A 15,915-nucleotide genomic window follows, 5' to 3' on the forward strand; every position below is an offset into this window, starting at 1 on the left:
ACGGGCATGATCGGTCAGAGATGTGGTGGATCGCCCCGCCCGGGGCGGCGACCCGCATCTCGGAACGATCACGTACCGGGAGTCAGCAGCCGATCAGGCGCGCCGCGAGGTACGACTCGACCTGGTCCAGCGCCACGCGCTCCTGCGACATCGAATCGCGCTCGCGGATGGTGACGGCCTGGTCGTTGAGGGTGTCGAAGTCGACCGTGACGCAGAACGGGGTGCCGATCTCGTCCTGGCGGCGGTAGCGGCGGCCGATCGCGCCCGCGTCGTCGAACTCGACGTTCCAGTGCTTGCGCAGCGTGGCGGCGAGGTCGCGGGCCTTCGGGGAGAGGTCGGCGTTGCGCGAGAGCGGCAGCACCGCGACCTTGACCGGGGCGAGCCTGCGGTCGAGCCGCAGGACCACGCGCTTGTCGACCCCGCCCTTGGCGTTGGGGGCCTCGTCCTCGGTGTAGGCCTCGATGAGGAACGCCATCATCGAGCGCCCGACGCCGGCGGCCGGCTCGATGACGTACGGCCGGTAGCGGGCGCCGGAGGCCTGGTCGTAGAACGACAGGTCCACGCCGGAGTGGTTGGAGTGGGTGGACAGGTCGAAGTCGGTGCGGTTGGCGATGCCCTCGAGCTCGCCCCACTCCTGGCCGGTGAAGCCGAACCGGTACTCGATGTCGACGGTGCGCTTCGAGTAGTGGGACAGCTTCTCCTTCGGGTGCTCGTAGTGGCGCAGGTTGTCGCGGGCGATGCCGAGGTCGGTGTACCACCTGGTGCGCTCGTCGATCCAGTACTGGTGCAGCTCCTCGTCGGAGCCGGGCTCGACGAAGTACTCCATCTCCATCTGCTCGAACTCGCGCGTGCGGAAGATGAAGTTGCCGGGCGTGATCTCGTTGCGGAAGCTCTTGCCCATCTGGCCGATGCCGAACGGGGGCTTCTTGCGCGACGTGGTCTGCACGTTGAGGAAGTTCACGAAGATGCCCTGGGCCGTCTCCGGGCGCAGGTAGTGCAGGCCCTCCTCGGACTCCACCGGGCCGAGGTAGGTCTTGAGCATCATGTTGAACTCGCGCGGCTCGGTGTACTGGCCGCGGGTGCCGCAGTTGGGGCAGGGGATCTCGGAGAGGTCGTCCTCCGCCGCCGCCTTGCCGGTGCGCTCGGTGTACTCCTCGGCGAGCTGGTCGGCCCGGAACCGGCGGTGGCAGGACAGGCACTCGACCAGCGGGTCGTGGAACGCGTTGACGTGGCCGGAGGCCACCCACACCTGGCGCGGCAGGATCACCGACGAGTCGAGGCCGACGACGTCGTCGCGGCCGGTGACCATGAACTTCCACCACTGCCGCTTGAGGTTCTCCTTGAGCTCGACGCCCAGCGGCCCGTAGTCCCAGGCCGACCTGGTACCGCCGTAGATCTCCCCGGACGCGAAGACGAAGCCGCGCCGCTTCGCGAGCGCGACGATGGTGTCGATCTTTGCGGACGAGGGCTTGCTGGCCACGGGTGACTCCAGGACGACGGAAGGTGAGGTTTCCAGCCTATCCGCCGCGGTCCACCGGGTTGTCCCACCCCGGTCCGCGCCGTATTTTAAGTCTGGACTTATATAAGTCAGACCTGTAGCTTCGCCGTCGTGCACGCGTTCGACGTCCTCGGCGACCCGGTCCGGCGCCGGATCCTCGAGCTGCTGGCCGAGGGCGAGCAGACCTCGGGGGCCGTCACCGCCGTGGTCCGCGCGGAGTTCGGCATCTCCCAGCCCGCGGTCTCCCAGCACCTCAAGGTGCTGCGCGACAACGGCTTCGCCACGGTCCGCCCCGAGGGCACGCGTCGGCTCTACGCGGTGCGCACCGAACCGCTGCAGGACATCGACGGGTGGCTCGACCGCTTCCGCCGGTTCTGGACCCCCCGCCTGGCCGCACTGGCCACCGAGATCGAGCGCGGCAAGCGCGAACGCAGGCTGCGCTCCGACCACCCAGAGGAGTGACCATGTTCGAGATCGACCCGCAGGTCGACGCCGTCCGGCGGGCGGTCGGCCGCCGGGAGCGCGACGGTCGCGAGGCCGCGGTCGTGACGATCAGCCAGGCCTACGACACCGACGTCGAGGACCTGTGGGAGGCCTGCACCACCGCCGACCGGCTCGCGCGCTGGTTCGCCCCCGTCAGCGGCGACCTGCGGCTCGGCGGGCGGTACCAGATCGAGGGCAACGCCTCCGGCACCGTCGAGCGCTGCGACCCGCCCAAGAGCTTCTCCCTCACCTGGGAGTTCGGCGGCGGGATCAGCTGGGTGGAGGTCCGGCTGGCCCCCGAGCCCGGAGGCGGGTCGCGCTTCGAACTGGAGCACATCGCCCACCCGGAGGAGCACTGGGAGCAGTACGGCCCCGGCGCCGTCGGCCTCGGCTACGACATGGCGCTCGCCGCGCTGGCCCTGCACCTGGCCACCGGGGGCGGCGTCACCAACGACCAGGACCACGCGGCGTGGTGGGCCACGGAGTCGGGCACGCGGTTCCTCACCGAGTGCGGACGGCGCTGGTCCGAGGCCGACGTGGCAGGCGGTGCCGAGCCCGAGGCGGCCCGGGCGGCGGCCGAGCGCACGGTGGCGGCGTACACCGCGAGCTGATCCGCGCGCGGCGCCGGTCTGGCAGGCTCTCCGGGTGCGCCGCATCGACCCCGCCGAGAGGCGAGCCCGGCTCGCCGCGCGACTCCTGCTCACGCCGGGCACCCGCACCGACGACGTGGTCGCCGCGGCGGACGCCCTCGCCGGGCTCCACTCCACCGACCCGGTCACGGTGCACCTGTCCGCGGCGGCCCGGATGCGCCGTCCCGTGCTGCCCGCGGTCGACGACGCGCTGTACGTGCAGCGTTCGCTGGTGCGCCACCACGCGATGCGCCGCACGCTGTGGGTCTTCGGGCACGAGCTCGCCCGGGCGGCCCACCACTCGGCCACCGTCACGTTGCTGCCGCGGCAGCGATCGATGCTCCTCGCCGCCGTGACCGGGGCAGGCCTGGGGCCCGACCCCGCGCGCTGGATCGCCGAGGCGTCGGCCGAGATCCTCGCGGTGCTCGCCGACAAGGGGCCGCTGGGCGCGCGCGAGCTGGGCAGGCTCGTGCCGCACCTCGCCGTGCCGATCACGATCGGCACCGGGCGGCAGGCCACGTCCATGTCCGCGCACTCCCGGCTGCTGCTGGTGCTCGGCTTCGAGGGCAGGGTGCTGCGGGCCGCGCCCTCCGGCACGTGGATCAACGGCCAGTACCGGTGGGCGGCGGCCGACGCATGGGCGCCGGTGCTCGCCGAGCCGCTGGAGCCCCGCACGGCGGGCGCCGCGCTCGCGCAGGCCTGGCTGCGCTCCTACGGGCCGGGCACGGCCGCCGACCTGCAGTGGTGGGCGGGCTGGACGGTGGCCGCGACGAAACGCGCGCTCGCCGACGTCGGCGCCGTCGAGGTGGAGCTCGCCGAGGGCACCGGCTTCGTGCTGCCCGACGACGTCGACCCGGTGGAATCCGCGGAGCCGTCCGTCGCCCTGCTCCCCGGGCTCGATCCGGCCACCATGGGCTGGAAGCAGCGGGATTTCCTGCTCGACCCGGCCCACGTCCCGCTCCTGTTCGACCGCAACGGCAACGGCGGCGCCACGGTCTGGGTCGACGGCCGGATCGTCGGCGGCTGGGCGCAGCGCGGCGACGGAACGATCGCCCTGCGGATCCTGCAGGACGTCGGCGCCGAGCGATCGGCGGAGGTCGAGCAGGCGGCCCACGAGCTCGAACGTCTGCTCGGCGACGTGCGCTTCACCCCGCGGTTCCCCGCGCCGCTGCACAAGGAGCTGCGGGCCTGAACCGTCACCTGGCCGGTCAGCCCCACGCCGCCTCGACGCGCAGGCGGAGGTCGCCCAGCCGCTCGACCGGTTCGTTGGCGAACACGAACCGCAGGTAGCGCTCGCCCGAGGGACCCCACCCGTCCATCGGCGTGGCGGCCACGCGGCCGCGGGTGAACAGGCGCTCGGAGGCCTCGGCCGGGCTCATGCCGAGCTGCGCGGTGTCGACGAGCAGCGACCAGCCGCCGTCGGGCGGGATCACCGGGTAGCCGGCGAGCTCGCCCAGGACGGCGTTGCGCCGGGCGCGCCACAGGTCGACCGCCCACGCCACGTCCGCGTCCGCGTCGGGGGCGCTCAGCGCCGCGGCCACGGCCTCCTGGGCGAGCCCCACCTGGCACACGACGTTGGTGAGGCCGACCAGGTTGACGTCTCCCATGATCGCCTCCGGGCCGACGACCCACCCGACCCGCCACCCGATCATCCTCAGCTCCTTGGACGCGGAGCCGACGGTGATCGTGCGGGCCGCGAGCCCCTCGTGCCGGGCCGGGTGCGCCGGCTCGGCGCCGTCGAAGCGGATGCGTTCCATGGCGGCGTCGTGGAGCAGCCACGCCGAGGTACCGTCGAGCGCGCGGGCGAGGGCGTCCCAGTGCGCGGGTCCGAGCACCGATCCGGTCGGCATCGCGGGCGACATCATCAGCACCACCGCCGTGCGCGTGGTGACCGCGGCTGCCAGTTCGTCCGGGTCGAGCGTCCACCCGGCCGCGGTGGCGGTCAGCGGGACGAAGCGGGGCACCCCTCCCGCGAGCCGGACGCGGTTGACCAGCCCGGCGTAGACGGGGTCGACCAGCACCACATCGTCGCCGGGTTCGACGGTGGCCAGCAGCGTGTTGAGCACCCCGTTGAGCCCGCCCGCCGTGATGACGCACTCACGGGCGGGGTCGTAGTGCCGTCCGGCCAGCCGCCCGACGTGGGCGGCGGCGGCCTCGCGGAGCGTCAGACCGCCCTGGAAGGGCAGGTAGCTGTTGGCGCTGTCCTGGTCGATCGCGGCCCTGGTCGTCTCCAGGGCCACCGCGGGCGGGCGGAGGTCGGTGTCGAGGTTCTCCAGGCGGAGCAGCGTCTCGTCGCCCTCCCGGTCGGCCCGGTCGCCGAGCTGGTCCACGCCGATGCCGGGGATCTCACGCAGGCGACTGACGGTCATGCCCCCTCCTTCGTTCCGTATGCGGAACGAGGCTAGGCCAACAGGCTCCGGTGCGTGGTCGCCGTGCCGCCTTCGGCCGTCACCAGCGCCTCGAACGTCGCCGGTTCGTCGGCCAGCGCCTCCGACAGCAGCGGCACCACGTGCTCGCGCACCGGGAACGGGGAGAGCGCGCGCCGGTAGGCGTCCACGGAGGCGAAGCGGACCGTGAGCACCCAGCGGTCCGGCTCGTCCACCGAACGCCCGAACTCGCCGCCGAGGCACCCCGGCGCCGCGGTGAGCAGCTCCAGCGCCGTGCGGGCGCGCGCGAGGAGATCGGGAGAGGTGGTGAACCGGCACACGAGCAGCACGCCACCCACCCTTCCAGCACGCGCCTACGATGGGGACGCGGCCCGCAGCGCACTGACCACCGGGGAGCGCGGCCGCCGCTCCCGGGGATGGGGACGCCGATGTCGATCGTCGCAGGTGCGGGGCCCGTCGGGCGAGCCGCCGAGGAGGGGCTGCCCGCCGACGATCACGTCGAGCACGCGGCAGGCAGCCCGGGCGCTCCCCCGGCTCCGGTGCACACCACGCGCACGCTCGCGGCCGCGGGCGACCTGCTGCGCGCGCTCGCGGCCCCCGTGCGCATCGCGATCGTGCTGCAGCTCCTGGAGTCCGACCGGTGCGTCCACGACCTGGTCGACGCGTTGGAGGTGGCCCAGCCGCTCATCAGCCAGCACCTGCGCGTGCTGAAGTCCGCCGGTGTCGTGCACGGCCAACGCCGCGGGCGCGAGGTGGTGTACTCGCTGGTCGACGACCACCTCGCCCACATCGTGGTCGACGCGGTCGCGCACGTCGAGGAGGGGCGATGAACACCGGCGTCGACGGGCAGGCGCCCACCACGCGCGCGCTGCGCGCCACCCGGCAGCGCGCGGCGGTGTCGGCGATGCTCGACCGGCTCGACGACTTCCGCTCCGCGCAGGAGATCCACGAGGAGCTGCGGCGGGCCGGTGAGGGCATCGGCCTCACCACCGTCTACCGCACCCTGCAGACCCTCGCCGACGGCGGTGAGGTCGACGTGCTGCGCACCGGCTCCGGCGAGGCCGTGTACCGCCGCTGCGCGTCCGCCGAGCACCACCACCACCTCGTCTGCCGCCGCTGCGGCTACACCGTGGAGATCGAGGGCCCGGCCGTCGAGACCTGGGCGCAGCGCGTGGCCGCCGACCACGGGTTCGTGGAGCTGAGCCACACGGCCGAGGTCTTCGGCCTCTGCAAGGACTGCGGCGCGTCCCGCTGACACCCGGCGGGCGATCCCCCTGGACCGCGGCCGCCCGCTGCGGGAGCATCGAGGTGAAGCCCGATCCGGAGGGAGGTGACCTGCCGATGGAGGCGAAAGCAGGCGACCACATCGTCGTTGAGGCGACGGTCGTCGACCAGAGCCGGCGCGAGGGCGAGGTCCTCGAGGTGATCGGCTCCGGTGACCGCACGTGCTACCGGGTTCGCTGGCGGGACGGCCACGAGTCGGTGTTCCACCCCGGCCCGGGGGCGCACGTCACCTCACCGGGCTGACCGGCTCTCGTCGGGCAGCAAGGCGGCGCGCAGGCTGGAGGCGCCGCTCACCACCAGCATCAGCAGCGTGCCCATCGCCTTCTCGTCCAACCCTGCGGCGGGGAAGGCGTAGCGCCACGTGACGTCCCAGCCTGCGCTGCCCTCTATCACCCGCGGGGTGCCGAACAGGCCCTCCCCGACACCCATCGCCACCTGCGTGGGCACGTCGCTCTCGGCGGGCAGGTCCCAGGCCACCACGCAGGTGAGGTTGAGGACGGGCAGGCCGTCCTCCAGGTCCAGGCCCTGCAACGCGCAGACGACGCCGCCGTGGGCGAACGTGAGGGCGCCGTCCTCGTCGGCGGTGACGTCGTGGAAGCGTTCGAGGGCCGCGCGGGCCACGGCGAGCATGTCGGCGATCGCACTGCTCACGAGACGGCCTCCGGGGAGTCGAGGGCGCCGCCGAACCGTCGGTCGCGGCGGGCGTAGATCTCGATCGCCTGCCACAGGTGGCGGCGGTCGAAGTCGGGGAACAGGGTGTCGAGGAAGACGAGCTCCGCGTACGCCGACTGCCAGAGCAGGAAGTTCGACGTGCGTTGCTCGCCCGAGGAGCGCACGAACAGGTCGACGTCCGGCATGTCCGGTTCGTCGAGGTACCGCGCGATCATGCGCTCGTCGATCTTGTCGGGCTTGATCCGGCCCTCCGCGGCGAGGGCCGCGACCTTCTTGACGGCGTCGGCGATCTCGGCCCGCCCGCCGTAGTTCACGCACATGGTGAGCGTCAGGACGTCGTTGTGCCTGGTCTTCTCCTCGGCGATCTCCAGCTCCTTGATCACCGAGCGCCAGAGCCGCGGGCGCCGGCCCGCCCAGCGCACGCGCACGCCCATCGCGTCCATCTCGTCGACGCGGCGGCGGATGACGTCGCGGTTGAAGCCCATGAGGAAGCGCACCTCGTCGGGGCTGCGCTTCCAGTTCTCGGTGGAGAACGCGTAGGCCGACAACCACTTGACGCCGATGTCGATCGCGCCGCGGGCCACGTCCATCAGCGAGGCCTCCCCGCGGCGGTGCCCCTCGATCCGGGGCAGGCCGCGAGCGTTGGCCCAGCGCCCGTTGCCGTCCATGACCAGCGCGACGTGGCGGGGCACCAGCTCCGGCGGGATCGCGGGCGGACGCGCACCCGACGGGTGCGGCGGCGGGGGCTGGAACCGACTCACGGGTCAACCCTAGGGGCGACCGTGGGGTAGACCTCAGGGTCCCTCGGGTGACTACCCCAGTCCGGGCAAACCGCCCATCCCTCTACCGTGTGAATCATGACCGCCGCTCCAGGGCCCGAGATCGACGGAATCGTCGGCTGGGTCGTCGACCTGATGGAGGCGCTCGGCGCACCCGGGGTCGGCCTCGCGATCGCGCTCGAGAACGTGTTCCCGCCGCTGCCCAGCGAGGTGTTCCTCCCGCTCGCCGGGTTCGCCGCGTCCCGGGGCGAGCTGAGCCTCGTCGCCGCGATCGTCTGGACCACCCTCGGATCCGTCGTCGGCGCGCTCGCGCTGTACGGGCTCGGCGCCGCGCTCGGCCGCGAGCGGCTGCGCGCGATCGCCGACAGGATGCCCCTGGTGGACGTCGGCGACATCGACAAGGCGGAGGCGTGGTTCGCCCGCCACGGCGCCAAGGCGGTGTTCTTCGGGCGGATGGTGCCGCTGGTCCGGAGCATGATCTCGGTACCCGCGGGCGTCGAGCGCATGAGCGTGCCGCTGTTCCTCGCGCTCACCGCGGCCGGGAGCCTCATCTGGAACTCGATCTTCGTCGTGTCCGGGTACCTGCTCGGCGAGAACTGGCACGTCGTCGAGAGCTACGCGGGCATCCTCTCCAAGGTCGTGCTCGTGGCGGTCGCCGTCGCAGTGGTGGTGTTCGTGGTGCTGCGCGTCCGGCGCCGCCGCGACGCGCCGGACGTGGCCGACGAGCCGGCCGATCTGGCCGACGCCCCCACCGTGCTGATCCCGGCGGTGCGGGCCCGGCCGCCGGAGCCCGCCCGGCAGTGGTCGGCGCAGCCGTCGTCCACGGAGTGGGGCGCGCAGCCCACGCAGCGGATCCCGGCGGTCCGGCCCGACGCGGCGCCGCCGCACCGGTCCCCGCGGTAGCGCCGTGCGGACGTGGGCGCGCACGGGCGCGGGCGTCGCCCTCGGCGCCTGCTCGGCCGTGGCGCACGTGGTGCTCGCGCTCCCGGTGGCCGTGGCCCTGCTCGTGCCCGCGCTCCGGCTGGCGGCAGACACGACGGTGCAGCGGCTCGCGGCGCTGGAACGCCGCCGGGTCGTGGCTCTCCTCGGCGGGGCGGACCACGGCATCGACCCGGCCCCGCCGCGGGCCCTGCGGTACCTGGCGGCGCGGATCCCCGTCGGCCTGCTGGGCGGCGCGGTGCTGGCGCTGCTCGGCATCGGTCTGGCCGCCGCGGTGACGCTCGGGTACTCGTGGCTCACGCAGACCCCCTGGGCGATGGAGCGCGACGGCACCGTGATCAGCGGCGGCGTCATCGTCGCCTACGCCGTCCCGGGCGCCGTGCTGCTCTACCTCGCCCTCGCGGGCGCCGCGGGCGTGGCCCGCGGGGAACGCGCCCTCCTCGCCCGGCTGCTGGCCCCCTCGCGCGAGGAGCGGCTCGCGCGGCGCGTCGAGGAGCTCGCGCGCACGCGCGACGCGGTGGTCGCTGCCGTCGACGACGAGCGGCGCCGGATCGAGCGCGACCTGCACGACGGCGTCCAACAGCGGCTGGTGGCGCTCGGCATGCTGCTGGGCCGGGCGCGCCGCCACCCCGACCGCGCCGCGGAACTGGTGGCGCAGGCGCACGACGAGGCCGGGCGCGCGCTCGCCGAGCTGCGCGACGTGTCGTGGCGCGTCTACCCGGCGGCGCTGGACACCGGCGGCCTCGCCACCGCGCTGGAGTCGGTGGCCGAGCGTGCGCCCCTGCCGGTCCGGATCCGGTGCGACCTGCCGGTCGAACCGCCCGCTACCGTGCGCGCCGCGGCCTGGTTCGTCATCAGCGAGGCGGTGACGAACGCGGCCAAGCACTCGGGGGCGCAGCGCGTGGACGTGGAGGTGGCGACGGTGGACGGCCGGCTGCGGGTGGCGGTCCGCGACGACGGCCGTGGCGGTGCCGACCCGGCGGGCGGTGGCCTCGCCGGCCTGGCGCGCAGGGTGGCCGCCGCCGACGGGGTGTTCGCCGTGACCAGCCCGGCCGGCGGTCCGACCGTCGTCACCGCGGAGCTGCCGTGCGCGTGACGATCGCCGAGGACTCGGCCCTGCTGCGCGAAGGGCTCGTCCGGCTGCTGGCCGACGAGGGCCACGAGGTGCTCGACGCGGTGGGCGACGCCCGCGCCCTGCTCGGCGCGCTGGAGCGGCGGCAACCCGACGTCGTCGTCGTGGACGTCCGGATGCCTCCGACCCACAGCGACGAGGGCGTGGTGGCGGCGCTGGAGATCCGGCGCCGGTGGCCGCAGGTGGGGGTGCTGGTGCTGTCGCAGTACGTCGAGCGGCGACACACCGCGCAGCTGATCGGAGACGACGGTGGGCGCGTCGGCTACCTGCTCAAGGACCGGGTGGCGCAGGTCGGGGAGTTCCTCGACGCCCTCGAGCGCGTCGGTGCGGGCGGGGCGGCGTTCGACCCGGAGGTCGTGCGGCAGCTGCTCGCGGCCGGCCGCCGCGCCGACCCCCTCGCCCGCCTCACCCCCCGCGAACGCGACGTCCTCGACGCCATGGCCGAGGGCCTCACCAACGCCGGCACGGCCGAGCGGCTGCGGATGTCGGTGAGCGCGGTGGAGAAGCACGTCGCCTCGATCTTCGGGAAGCTCGGCATCCCGGAGACGGCGGGCTACAGCAGGCGGGTGCTCGCCGTGCTGCGCTACCTCGGATCCTGAGCGGCTGGACGCCGGTCCCCCGACCGAGTACCGTCGGCCTTATTCAACATCCAATGAATAAAGGGGGAAGTCCGATGACCGAGCGCACGACCTGCGCGGTGATCGGCGGCGGCCCGGCCGGCATGGTCCTCGGCCTGCTGCTCGCGCGAGCCGGGGTCGACGTCACCGTCCTGGAGAAGCACGGCGACTTCCTGCGCGACTTCCGCGGGGACACCGTCCACCCGTCCACCCTCCAGCTGCTCGACGAGCTGGGCCTCGGCGAGCGGTTCGCCCAGCTCCCGCAGAGCAGGCTGCACGAGATCGCCTTCCCGTTCCCCGACGGCAGCCGCGTCGTCATCGGCGACCTGCGCCGGCTGCGCGTGGCCCACCCGCACATCGCGATGGTGCCGCAGTGGGACCTGCTCAACCTGCTCGCCGAGGCGGGCGCGCAGGAGCCGTCGCACACGCTGCGGATGCGCGCCGAGGTCACCGAGCTGATCCAGGAGGACGGCCGGGTGCGCGGCGTGCGGTACCGCACGGAGGACGGCGCGGCCCACGAGCTGCGGGCCGACCTCACCGTGGCCTGCGACGGCCGCTGGTCGATCGCCCGCGCCCAGGCCGAGCTGCGGCCCACGGAGCTGCCGGTGCCGATCGACACGTGGTGGTTCCGGCTACCGCGCGGCGCAGGCGACCCGGAGGCCCTGCAGCCGGTCATGCGCGAGCGCCGGTTCGTGATCATGATCCCGCGGGAGGACTTCCTCCAGATCGCGTACTTCGGCCCGAAGGGCAGCGACGCCCAGCTGCGCGAGCGCGGCATCGAGTGGTTCCGCCGGGAGATCGCCGAATGCGTGCCCCAGCTGGCCGACCGGGTCGGCGAGCTCACGTCGATGGACGACGTCAAGCACCTGGACGTCCGGCTCAACCGGCTCGACCGCTGGCACGTCGACGGGCTGCTGTGCATCGGCGACGCCGCGCACGCGATGTCCCCGATCGGCGGGGTCGGCATCAACCTCGCCGTGCAGGACGCCGTCGCCGCCGCGACCCTGCTCGCCGAGCCGCTGCTGCGGGGCGGAGTCACCGCCGCGGAGCTGGCCGCCGTGCGCAGGCGCAGGATCGCCCCCACCGTCGCGGTGCAGACCCTCCAGCGCGTCATGCACCGCGCCGTCCTGAGGCCGGTCATCGAGGGCAGGCGACAGGGCCCGCCGAAGCCGATCCTCGCGCTGCTGAAGGCCATCCCCGCGGCGTCGTTCGTGCCGGCCTACCTGATCGGCGTCGGGCTGCGCCCCGAGCACGCGCCCGCGTTCGCGCGCCGGGCCGCGGGCGCCGTCAGCTCATAGCCCGCCGCTCCACCAGCGGCAGCGACCGCAGCTGCCGCTCCAGGTGCCACTGCAGGTGGGCGGCCACGAGCCCGCTGGTGTCCCGGCGGGTGACGCTGGTGGCGGAGTCCGCGGTGTCCCAGTCGCCGTGCAACAGGGCGTCGAGCAGCGCGAACGTCTCGGGCGACGGCCGCACGGAGCCCGGCGGCCGGCACCGCGGGCACACCGCTCCCCCGGCCGCGATGTTGAACGCGGCGTGCGGGCCGGGCTCGGCGCAGCGGGCGCACTCGGAGATGGCGGGAGCCCACCCGGCGTGGGTCATGGCGCGCAGCAGGAACGCGTCGAGCACGAGCGACGGGTCGCGGTCCTGCCCCGAGAGGGCCCGCACCGCCCCCACGAGCAGCAGGTACACCCGCAGCGCGGGCTCGCCCTCCTCGGCCACGAGCCGGTCGGCGGTCTCCAGCATCGCGCAGCCCGCCGTGTAGCGGGTGTAGTCGCCGACGATCCCGACGCCGAACGCGTCGACGGTCTCGGCCTGGGTGATGACGTCCAGCGAACGCCCCGTGTAGCACTGGACGTCGACGTGGTTGAACGGCTCCAGCCGGGCCCCCCAGCGCGACCGGGTGCGCCGCACCCCCTTCGCCACCGTGCGCACCTTGCCGCGGCGGCGGGTGAGCAGCGTGACGATGCGGTCCGCCTCGCCGAGCTTCTGCACCCGCAGCACGAGGCCGGTGTCTCGCCACAGGGTCACCGGCCAAGCGTACGGCCGGGCCCGGCTTGACACCGCCTCCCCACACCAGTGGGGTGGCGATGAACCGATCAGAGGAGACCCGGTGACCCATGTCGTGCCCGAGCACCAACGCGCCGCGGCCGAGCGCACCCTCGCCGCCACACCGGGGGTGCGCGGCGAGCCCAGCGACGCGGAACGCTCCCGCACGCTGATCACCGCCGTCCGCACCGGCTCGCTCGCCACGATCGGCGACGGCGGGTTCCCGTTCGGCTCGCTCGTCGCGCACGCGGTCGACCACGAGGGGCGCCCGCTGCTGCTGCTCAGCGACCTCGCCGAGCACAGCCGCAACCTCGCCGCCGACCCGCGCGCGTCGCTGATGGCCACCGAGGTGGGCACGGGCGACCCGCTCGCGCTGGCCCGGGTCACCGTGATCGGCCGCGTCGGCGAGCTGCGGGGCGAGGAGCGCGACGCCGCCCTGGAGACCTACAAGGCCGCCCACCCGGGCGCGTTCTACTCCGGCTTCGCCGACTTCCGGCTCTACCGGCTCGAGGTCCAGTCGGTCCGCTACGTCGGCGGCTTCGGCCGGATGAGCTGGGTCGACGCGGCGAGCTACACCGAGGCCGAACCCGACCCGCTGCGCCCGCACGCCGACCGGATCCTCGCCCACATGAACGACGACCACGCCGACTCCCTCGTGCTGTTCTGCCGCCGGTTCGCCGGCCGCCCCGACACCGTCGAGGCGCGGATGGTGGCCGTCGACCGCTACGGCTTCGCCGTGCTCGCCGCCGACGAGCCCGGGGGCGAGACCACCGCGGTGCGCCTGCCCTTCGACGAGCGCACCGACACCCCCGACACCGTCCGGCAGGCGATGATCGAGCTGGTGCGCAAGGCCCGGGCTGCCTGAGGCCCCGCGCCGGCGCCCCGCTTCGCCAGCATGGTGGCTTTGCTGGCGCATTACGCCAGTAAGGCCACCTTGCCGGCATAAGAGAGGCGCCCCTGGGCGAGCTACCCACGGCCTCCCCGGTGCCAGCATGGTGGCTTTGCTGGCGCATTACGCCAGTAAAGCCACCTTGCTGGCATACGGAGCCGGGCGGAGCCGGCTGCCTCAGGCTGACGCCGCCGCGTGGCAGGCGCCCCTGCCGTCGGCCTCCGCGACGATCCGCCCGCCCGCCACGCGCACAGCGACCTCGGTGGCGTCGCTGACCACCCGCTCCCCCGCCGCGGCGGCGACGGCCCCCGCCGGGTCGTGCACCACCTGCAGCTGGGGCCAGGCCTGCTCGGGGAAGGCGAGCCGGATGCAGCGGCAGACGTCGGCCACCACGAGCCGCGCGAGCGGCGTCAGCTCGCCGGGGTCGCTCGACACGAGCACCGCGGTGACCGTCGAGCCCACGGGTGCCGCTCGCACCGCCTCCTCGACGGCCACGAGCCGGTGCAGGCCGAGCACCGCGACCACCCCGTCCGCATCGAGCCGGGCGGGCGCATCGCGGACGGCGTCGACGGCGGCGGGCGGTTCCCACGGCCGGCCGACCGGCCGCGCGCGGGGCACGTAGGGCAGGTGGGGCGGCGCCCACTCGTCCCCGCGCCCGCTCCCGAGTTCCAGGTCGGCGAAGCCCTCGCAGGCGCGCACGACGTCGAACGGGTCGGCGAACCCGGGCGCCGCGGCGGCGAGCTGGGCGGCCCCGTGCAGCGTGGTGAGGGCGACCTCGGCCGCCCGCACCCGCCTACCCTCCCCCGCCGGCTCGTGCATCCGTTCCAGCGCGAGCCCGAGCAGGATCGCGTCGAGCGCCATGAGCTGGGCGAACGGGGTGCGGGTTCGTTCGTCGGCCAGCACCTCGGGCAGCAGGTCGGCACCGAGCGGGACCGCGCCGTCGGGGCCGTCGGTGGTGAGGGGCAGCCGCCCGACCCATGCCCGGGCGAACGCGCCGAGGGCGGTGCGCGGTGTGGTGCCGGCGACGACCTCCGGGATCGCCGCCCGTTCCGCCTCCTCGGCGAGCACGGCGAGGTAGAGGGCCCGCTTGCCCGGGAAGTTGGAGTAGACCGCGCCGCGGGTGAGCTCGGCACGCTCGGCGATCACGTCGATCTTGGCGTCGCGGAACCCGCGCTGGAGGAACTCGGTGCGGGCGGACGCGAGCACGCGTTCGCGGGTGCGCTCCTGCGCCTGTGCCCTGGTGAGCCGGCCCATGCCCCTCCCGCCCGTTGTCGATCTCCGCGCCGCGATGCTACGTTCACCATCCAGATGATGAGAACATCTGATTGAAACATCTAGGAGGAGGACTCCGTGGCCGACCTGCCCGAGATCGACCTCACCGATCCCGCGGTGCTGCGCGACCCGTTCACCGCGCACGGGCAGGCACGGGAACGATCGGCGCTGGCCCGCCTGGTCGTGCCGGGCATGGCGCCGATGTGGGGCGTCACGCGCCACGCCGAGTGCCGCGCGGTGCTCTCGGACCCGGCCCGGTTCGCCCTCGGCCCGGGCACGTTCGCCTTCAAGCCGCCCGTGTCCGACGATCTGGCCCCCTACCTGCGGTCCATGCAGGAGATGGAGGGCCCCGACCACACCCGGCTCCGCCGGCTGGTCGCACCGGCGTTCACGCCGCGGCGCGCCGCCGAGTTCCGGCCCCGGATCGAGGCGATCGTCGACGAGCTCCTCGACGACCTCTGCGCCCACGCCGCCCGCGGCCCGGCCGACCTGCTCACCCACGTCGCCCGGCCGCTGCCGATGGCCGTGATCTGCGAGCTCGTCGGCATCCCCGACTCCGACCGCCCGCGCTGGCAGGATTACGGGGCCGCGGTGGCCGCCGGCGCGGGAGCCGCGTTCACCGACGCCCTCCCGGGCGTCGTCGAGGGCGCCCGGGCCGCGGTCGCCGCCCGCCGCGCCCACCCGCGCGACGACATCGTCTCCGACCTCGTCCGCGTCCAGGCCGAGGACGGCGCCCGGCTGAGCGACGTCGAGCTGGTCTCGCTCGTCTGGCAGCTCGTGCTGGGCGGGCAGACGCCGACGAACCTCCTCGCCAACGCCGTCGACGCGCTGCTGGCCCACCCCGCGCAGCTCACCGCGCTCCGCGCCGACCCGGGGCTCGCCCCGCAGGCTGTCGAGGAGCTGATGCGCTGGTGCGGCCCGCAGCTCCTGGCGTTGCCCCGGTTCACCACGCAGGAGGTCGAGCTGGCCGGCGTGCGGATCGGCGTGGGCGAGCCGGTGGTCGTGATGATCGCGGCCGCCAACCGTGACCCACGCGCGTTCCCCGACGCCGGCACGCTCGACGTCACGCGCACGGCACCCGCGCCCCACCTCGGCTTCGCCCACGGGCCGCACTTCTGCCTGGGCGCCGCCTTCGCGCGGGTGCAGACGGAGGTGGCGCTCACCGCGCTCCTGCGCCGGGCTCCTCGCCTCGCGCTCGCCGGCGAGGTCCGGCCGGGATCCGACGGAGGCACCTGGCGCCTAAGGGCTCTCCCGGTGACGCTCTGAGCCCCCCGCCCCGGTACGCCGG

19 protein-coding genes are annotated in these 15,915 nt (G+C 74.3%); 12 read left to right on the forward strand and 7 right to left on the reverse strand.

The annotated features are described in order from the left end of the window. Positions 1-82: 82 nt before the first annotated feature. On the reverse strand, positions 83-1,480 hold the full coding sequence (locus ACFPL3_RS10870; RefSeq protein WP_343944723.1) for a glycine--tRNA ligase: 1,398 nt from the start codon (positions 1,478-1,480) through the stop codon (positions 83-85). Between the two features lie 129 nt (positions 1,481-1,609). Here ACFPL3_RS10870 and ACFPL3_RS10875 point away from each other — a divergent pair, with 129 nt between their 5' ends. The 3 genes from ACFPL3_RS10875 to ACFPL3_RS10885 are packed head-to-tail and all read left to right on the forward strand — an operon-like array spanning position 1,610 to position 3,802. After that, complete coding sequence (locus tag ACFPL3_RS10875) at positions 1,610-1,960, forward strand: ArsR/SmtB family transcription factor (RefSeq protein ID WP_343944722.1); 351 nt, start codon at positions 1,610-1,612, stop codon at positions 1,958-1,960. Between the two features lie 2 nt (positions 1,961-1,962). Then, positions 1,963-2,592, forward strand: coding sequence for an SRPBCC family protein (locus ACFPL3_RS10880; RefSeq protein WP_343944721.1), 630 nt, complete (start codon positions 1,963-1,965; stop codon positions 2,590-2,592). A 34-nt stretch (positions 2,593-2,626) separates the two neighbouring features. Further along, positions 2,627-3,802 carry a winged helix DNA-binding domain-containing protein gene (locus ACFPL3_RS10885; RefSeq protein WP_343944720.1) on the forward strand — a complete coding sequence of 392 codons (1,176 nt, stop codon included), beginning with the start codon at positions 2,627-2,629 and terminating at the stop codon, positions 3,800-3,802. A 16-nt stretch (positions 3,803-3,818) separates the two neighbouring features. On the opposite strand, the gene ACFPL3_RS10890 is transcribed toward ACFPL3_RS10885, so the two are convergent. Together ACFPL3_RS10890 and ACFPL3_RS10895 are read right to left on the reverse strand one after the other, a co-directional pair. Then, positions 3,819-4,979 (reverse strand): pyridoxal phosphate-dependent aminotransferase, encoded by a 1,161-nt coding sequence (locus ACFPL3_RS10890; RefSeq protein WP_343944719.1) that lies wholly within the window; start codon positions 4,977-4,979, stop codon positions 3,819-3,821. A 32-nt stretch (positions 4,980-5,011) separates the two neighbouring features. After that, positions 5,012-5,326 (reverse strand): antibiotic biosynthesis monooxygenase family protein, encoded by a 315-nt coding sequence (locus ACFPL3_RS10895; RefSeq protein WP_343944718.1) that lies wholly within the window; start codon positions 5,324-5,326, stop codon positions 5,012-5,014. Positions 5,327-5,425: 99 nt separating this feature from the next. Between ACFPL3_RS10895 and ACFPL3_RS10900 the strand changes: the two genes are divergently transcribed. The 3 genes from ACFPL3_RS10900 (at position 5,426) to ACFPL3_RS10910 (ending at position 6,524) form a co-directional block, all read left to right on the forward strand. Beyond that, positions 5,426-5,827, forward strand: a complete 402-nt coding sequence (locus ACFPL3_RS10900) for an ArsR/SmtB family transcription factor (protein WP_343944717.1) — start codon at positions 5,426-5,428, stop codon at positions 5,825-5,827. After that, a complete protein-coding gene (locus ACFPL3_RS10905; RefSeq protein ID WP_343944716.1) occupies positions 5,824-6,252 on the forward strand; it encodes a Fur family transcriptional regulator in 429 nt (142 codons plus the stop codon). Before ACFPL3_RS10900 ends, ACFPL3_RS10905 begins: the two co-directional genes overlap by 4 nt. A gap of 86 nt (positions 6,253-6,338) precedes the next feature. Then, positions 6,339-6,524 (forward strand): DUF1918 domain-containing protein, encoded by a 186-nt coding sequence (locus tag ACFPL3_RS10910; protein WP_343944715.1) that lies wholly within the window; start codon positions 6,339-6,341, stop codon positions 6,522-6,524. On the opposite strand, the gene ACFPL3_RS10915 is transcribed toward ACFPL3_RS10910, so the two are convergent. Then, a complete protein-coding gene (locus ACFPL3_RS10915; RefSeq protein ID WP_379588933.1) occupies positions 6,513-6,911 on the reverse strand; it encodes a hypothetical protein in 399 nt (132 codons plus the stop codon). The two genes, ACFPL3_RS10910 and ACFPL3_RS10915, sit on opposite strands and share 12 nt — an antisense overlap. A gap of 17 nt (positions 6,912-6,928) precedes the next feature. Next, a complete protein-coding gene (locus tag ACFPL3_RS10920) occupies positions 6,929-7,714 on the reverse strand; it encodes an isoprenyl transferase (protein ID WP_343944713.1) in 786 nt (261 codons plus the stop codon). A gap of 96 nt (positions 7,715-7,810) precedes the next feature. On the opposite strand from ACFPL3_RS10920, the gene ACFPL3_RS10925 reads away from it, so the two are divergent. From ACFPL3_RS10925 to ACFPL3_RS10940, 4 genes are all read left to right on the forward strand, one after another. Beyond that, positions 7,811-8,635, forward strand: a complete 825-nt coding sequence (locus tag ACFPL3_RS10925; RefSeq protein WP_379588862.1) for a VTT domain-containing protein — start codon at positions 7,811-7,813, stop codon at positions 8,633-8,635. Between the two features lie 4 nt (positions 8,636-8,639). Continuing rightward, positions 8,640-9,767, forward strand: a complete 1,128-nt coding sequence (locus ACFPL3_RS10930; RefSeq protein ID WP_343944712.1) for a sensor histidine kinase — start codon at positions 8,640-8,642, stop codon at positions 9,765-9,767. Continuing rightward, a complete protein-coding gene (locus ACFPL3_RS10935; protein WP_343944711.1) occupies positions 9,758-10,402 on the forward strand; it encodes a response regulator transcription factor in 645 nt (214 codons plus the stop codon). The genes ACFPL3_RS10930 and ACFPL3_RS10935 overlap by 10 nt, the downstream gene beginning before the upstream one ends. Positions 10,403-10,476: 74 nt before the next feature. Further along, complete coding sequence (locus tag ACFPL3_RS10940) at positions 10,477-11,718, forward strand: FAD-dependent oxidoreductase (protein WP_343944710.1); 1,242 nt, start codon at positions 10,477-10,479, stop codon at positions 11,716-11,718. Here ACFPL3_RS10940 and recO read toward each other — a convergent pair. Next, positions 11,708-12,448, reverse strand: a complete 741-nt coding sequence (recO, locus tag ACFPL3_RS10945) for a DNA repair protein RecO (RefSeq protein ID WP_343944709.1) — start codon at positions 12,446-12,448, stop codon at positions 11,708-11,710. The two genes, ACFPL3_RS10940 and recO, sit on opposite strands and share 11 nt — an antisense overlap. 82 nt (positions 12,449-12,530) lie before the next feature. On the opposite strand from recO, the gene ACFPL3_RS10950 reads away from it, so the two are divergent. Beyond that, positions 12,531-13,331 (forward strand): HugZ family pyridoxamine 5'-phosphate oxidase, encoded by an 801-nt coding sequence (locus tag ACFPL3_RS10950; RefSeq protein WP_343944708.1) that lies wholly within the window; start codon positions 12,531-12,533, stop codon positions 13,329-13,331. Between the two features lie 201 nt (positions 13,332-13,532). Here the strand turns inward: ACFPL3_RS10950 and ACFPL3_RS10955 are convergent, their stop codons facing one another. Next, positions 13,533-14,609, reverse strand: a complete 1,077-nt coding sequence (locus ACFPL3_RS10955) for a TetR/AcrR family transcriptional regulator (RefSeq protein ID WP_343944707.1) — start codon at positions 14,607-14,609, stop codon at positions 13,533-13,535. Between the two features lie 96 nt (positions 14,610-14,705). Here ACFPL3_RS10955 and ACFPL3_RS10960 point away from each other — a divergent pair, with 96 nt between their 5' ends. Then, positions 14,706-15,893, forward strand: a complete 1,188-nt coding sequence (locus ACFPL3_RS10960; protein ID WP_343944706.1) for a cytochrome P450 family protein — start codon at positions 14,706-14,708, stop codon at positions 15,891-15,893. Positions 15,894-15,915 lie beyond the last annotated feature (22 nt).

The organism is Pseudonocardia zijingensis, from assembly GCF_042657305.1.
GTDB classification, from domain to species: Bacteria; Actinomycetota; Actinomycetes; order Mycobacteriales; family Pseudonocardiaceae; genus Pseudonocardia; species Pseudonocardia zijingensis.

Coding starts and splice junctions, on each gene's coding strand:
- ACFPL3_RS10915 (WP_379588933.1), bottom strand. CDS start 6,911: ATGCTCGCCGTGGCCCGCGCGGCCCTCGAACGCTTCCACGACGTCACC.
- ACFPL3_RS10940 (WP_343944710.1), top strand. CDS start 10,477: ATGACCGAGCGCACGACCTGCGCGGTGATCGGCGGCGGCCCGGCCGGC.
- ACFPL3_RS10900 (WP_343944717.1), top strand. CDS start 5,426: ATGTCGATCGTCGCAGGTGCGGGGCCCGTCGGGCGAGCCGCCGAGGAG.
- ACFPL3_RS10905 (WP_343944716.1), top strand. CDS start 5,824: ATGAACACCGGCGTCGACGGGCAGGCGCCCACCACGCGCGCGCTGCGC.
- ACFPL3_RS10910 (WP_343944715.1), top strand. CDS start 6,339: ATGGAGGCGAAAGCAGGCGACCACATCGTCGTTGAGGCGACGGTCGTC.
- ACFPL3_RS10955 (WP_343944707.1), bottom strand. CDS start 14,609: ATGGGCCGGCTCACCAGGGCACAGGCGCAGGAGCGCACCCGCGAACGC.
- ACFPL3_RS10925 (WP_379588862.1), top strand. CDS start 7,811: ATGACCGCCGCTCCAGGGCCCGAGATCGACGGAATCGTCGGCTGGGTC.
- ACFPL3_RS10880 (WP_343944721.1), top strand. CDS start 1,963: ATGTTCGAGATCGACCCGCAGGTCGACGCCGTCCGGCGGGCGGTCGGC.
- ACFPL3_RS10890 (WP_343944719.1), bottom strand. CDS start 4,979: ATGACCGTCAGTCGCCTGCGTGAGATCCCCGGCATCGGCGTGGACCAG.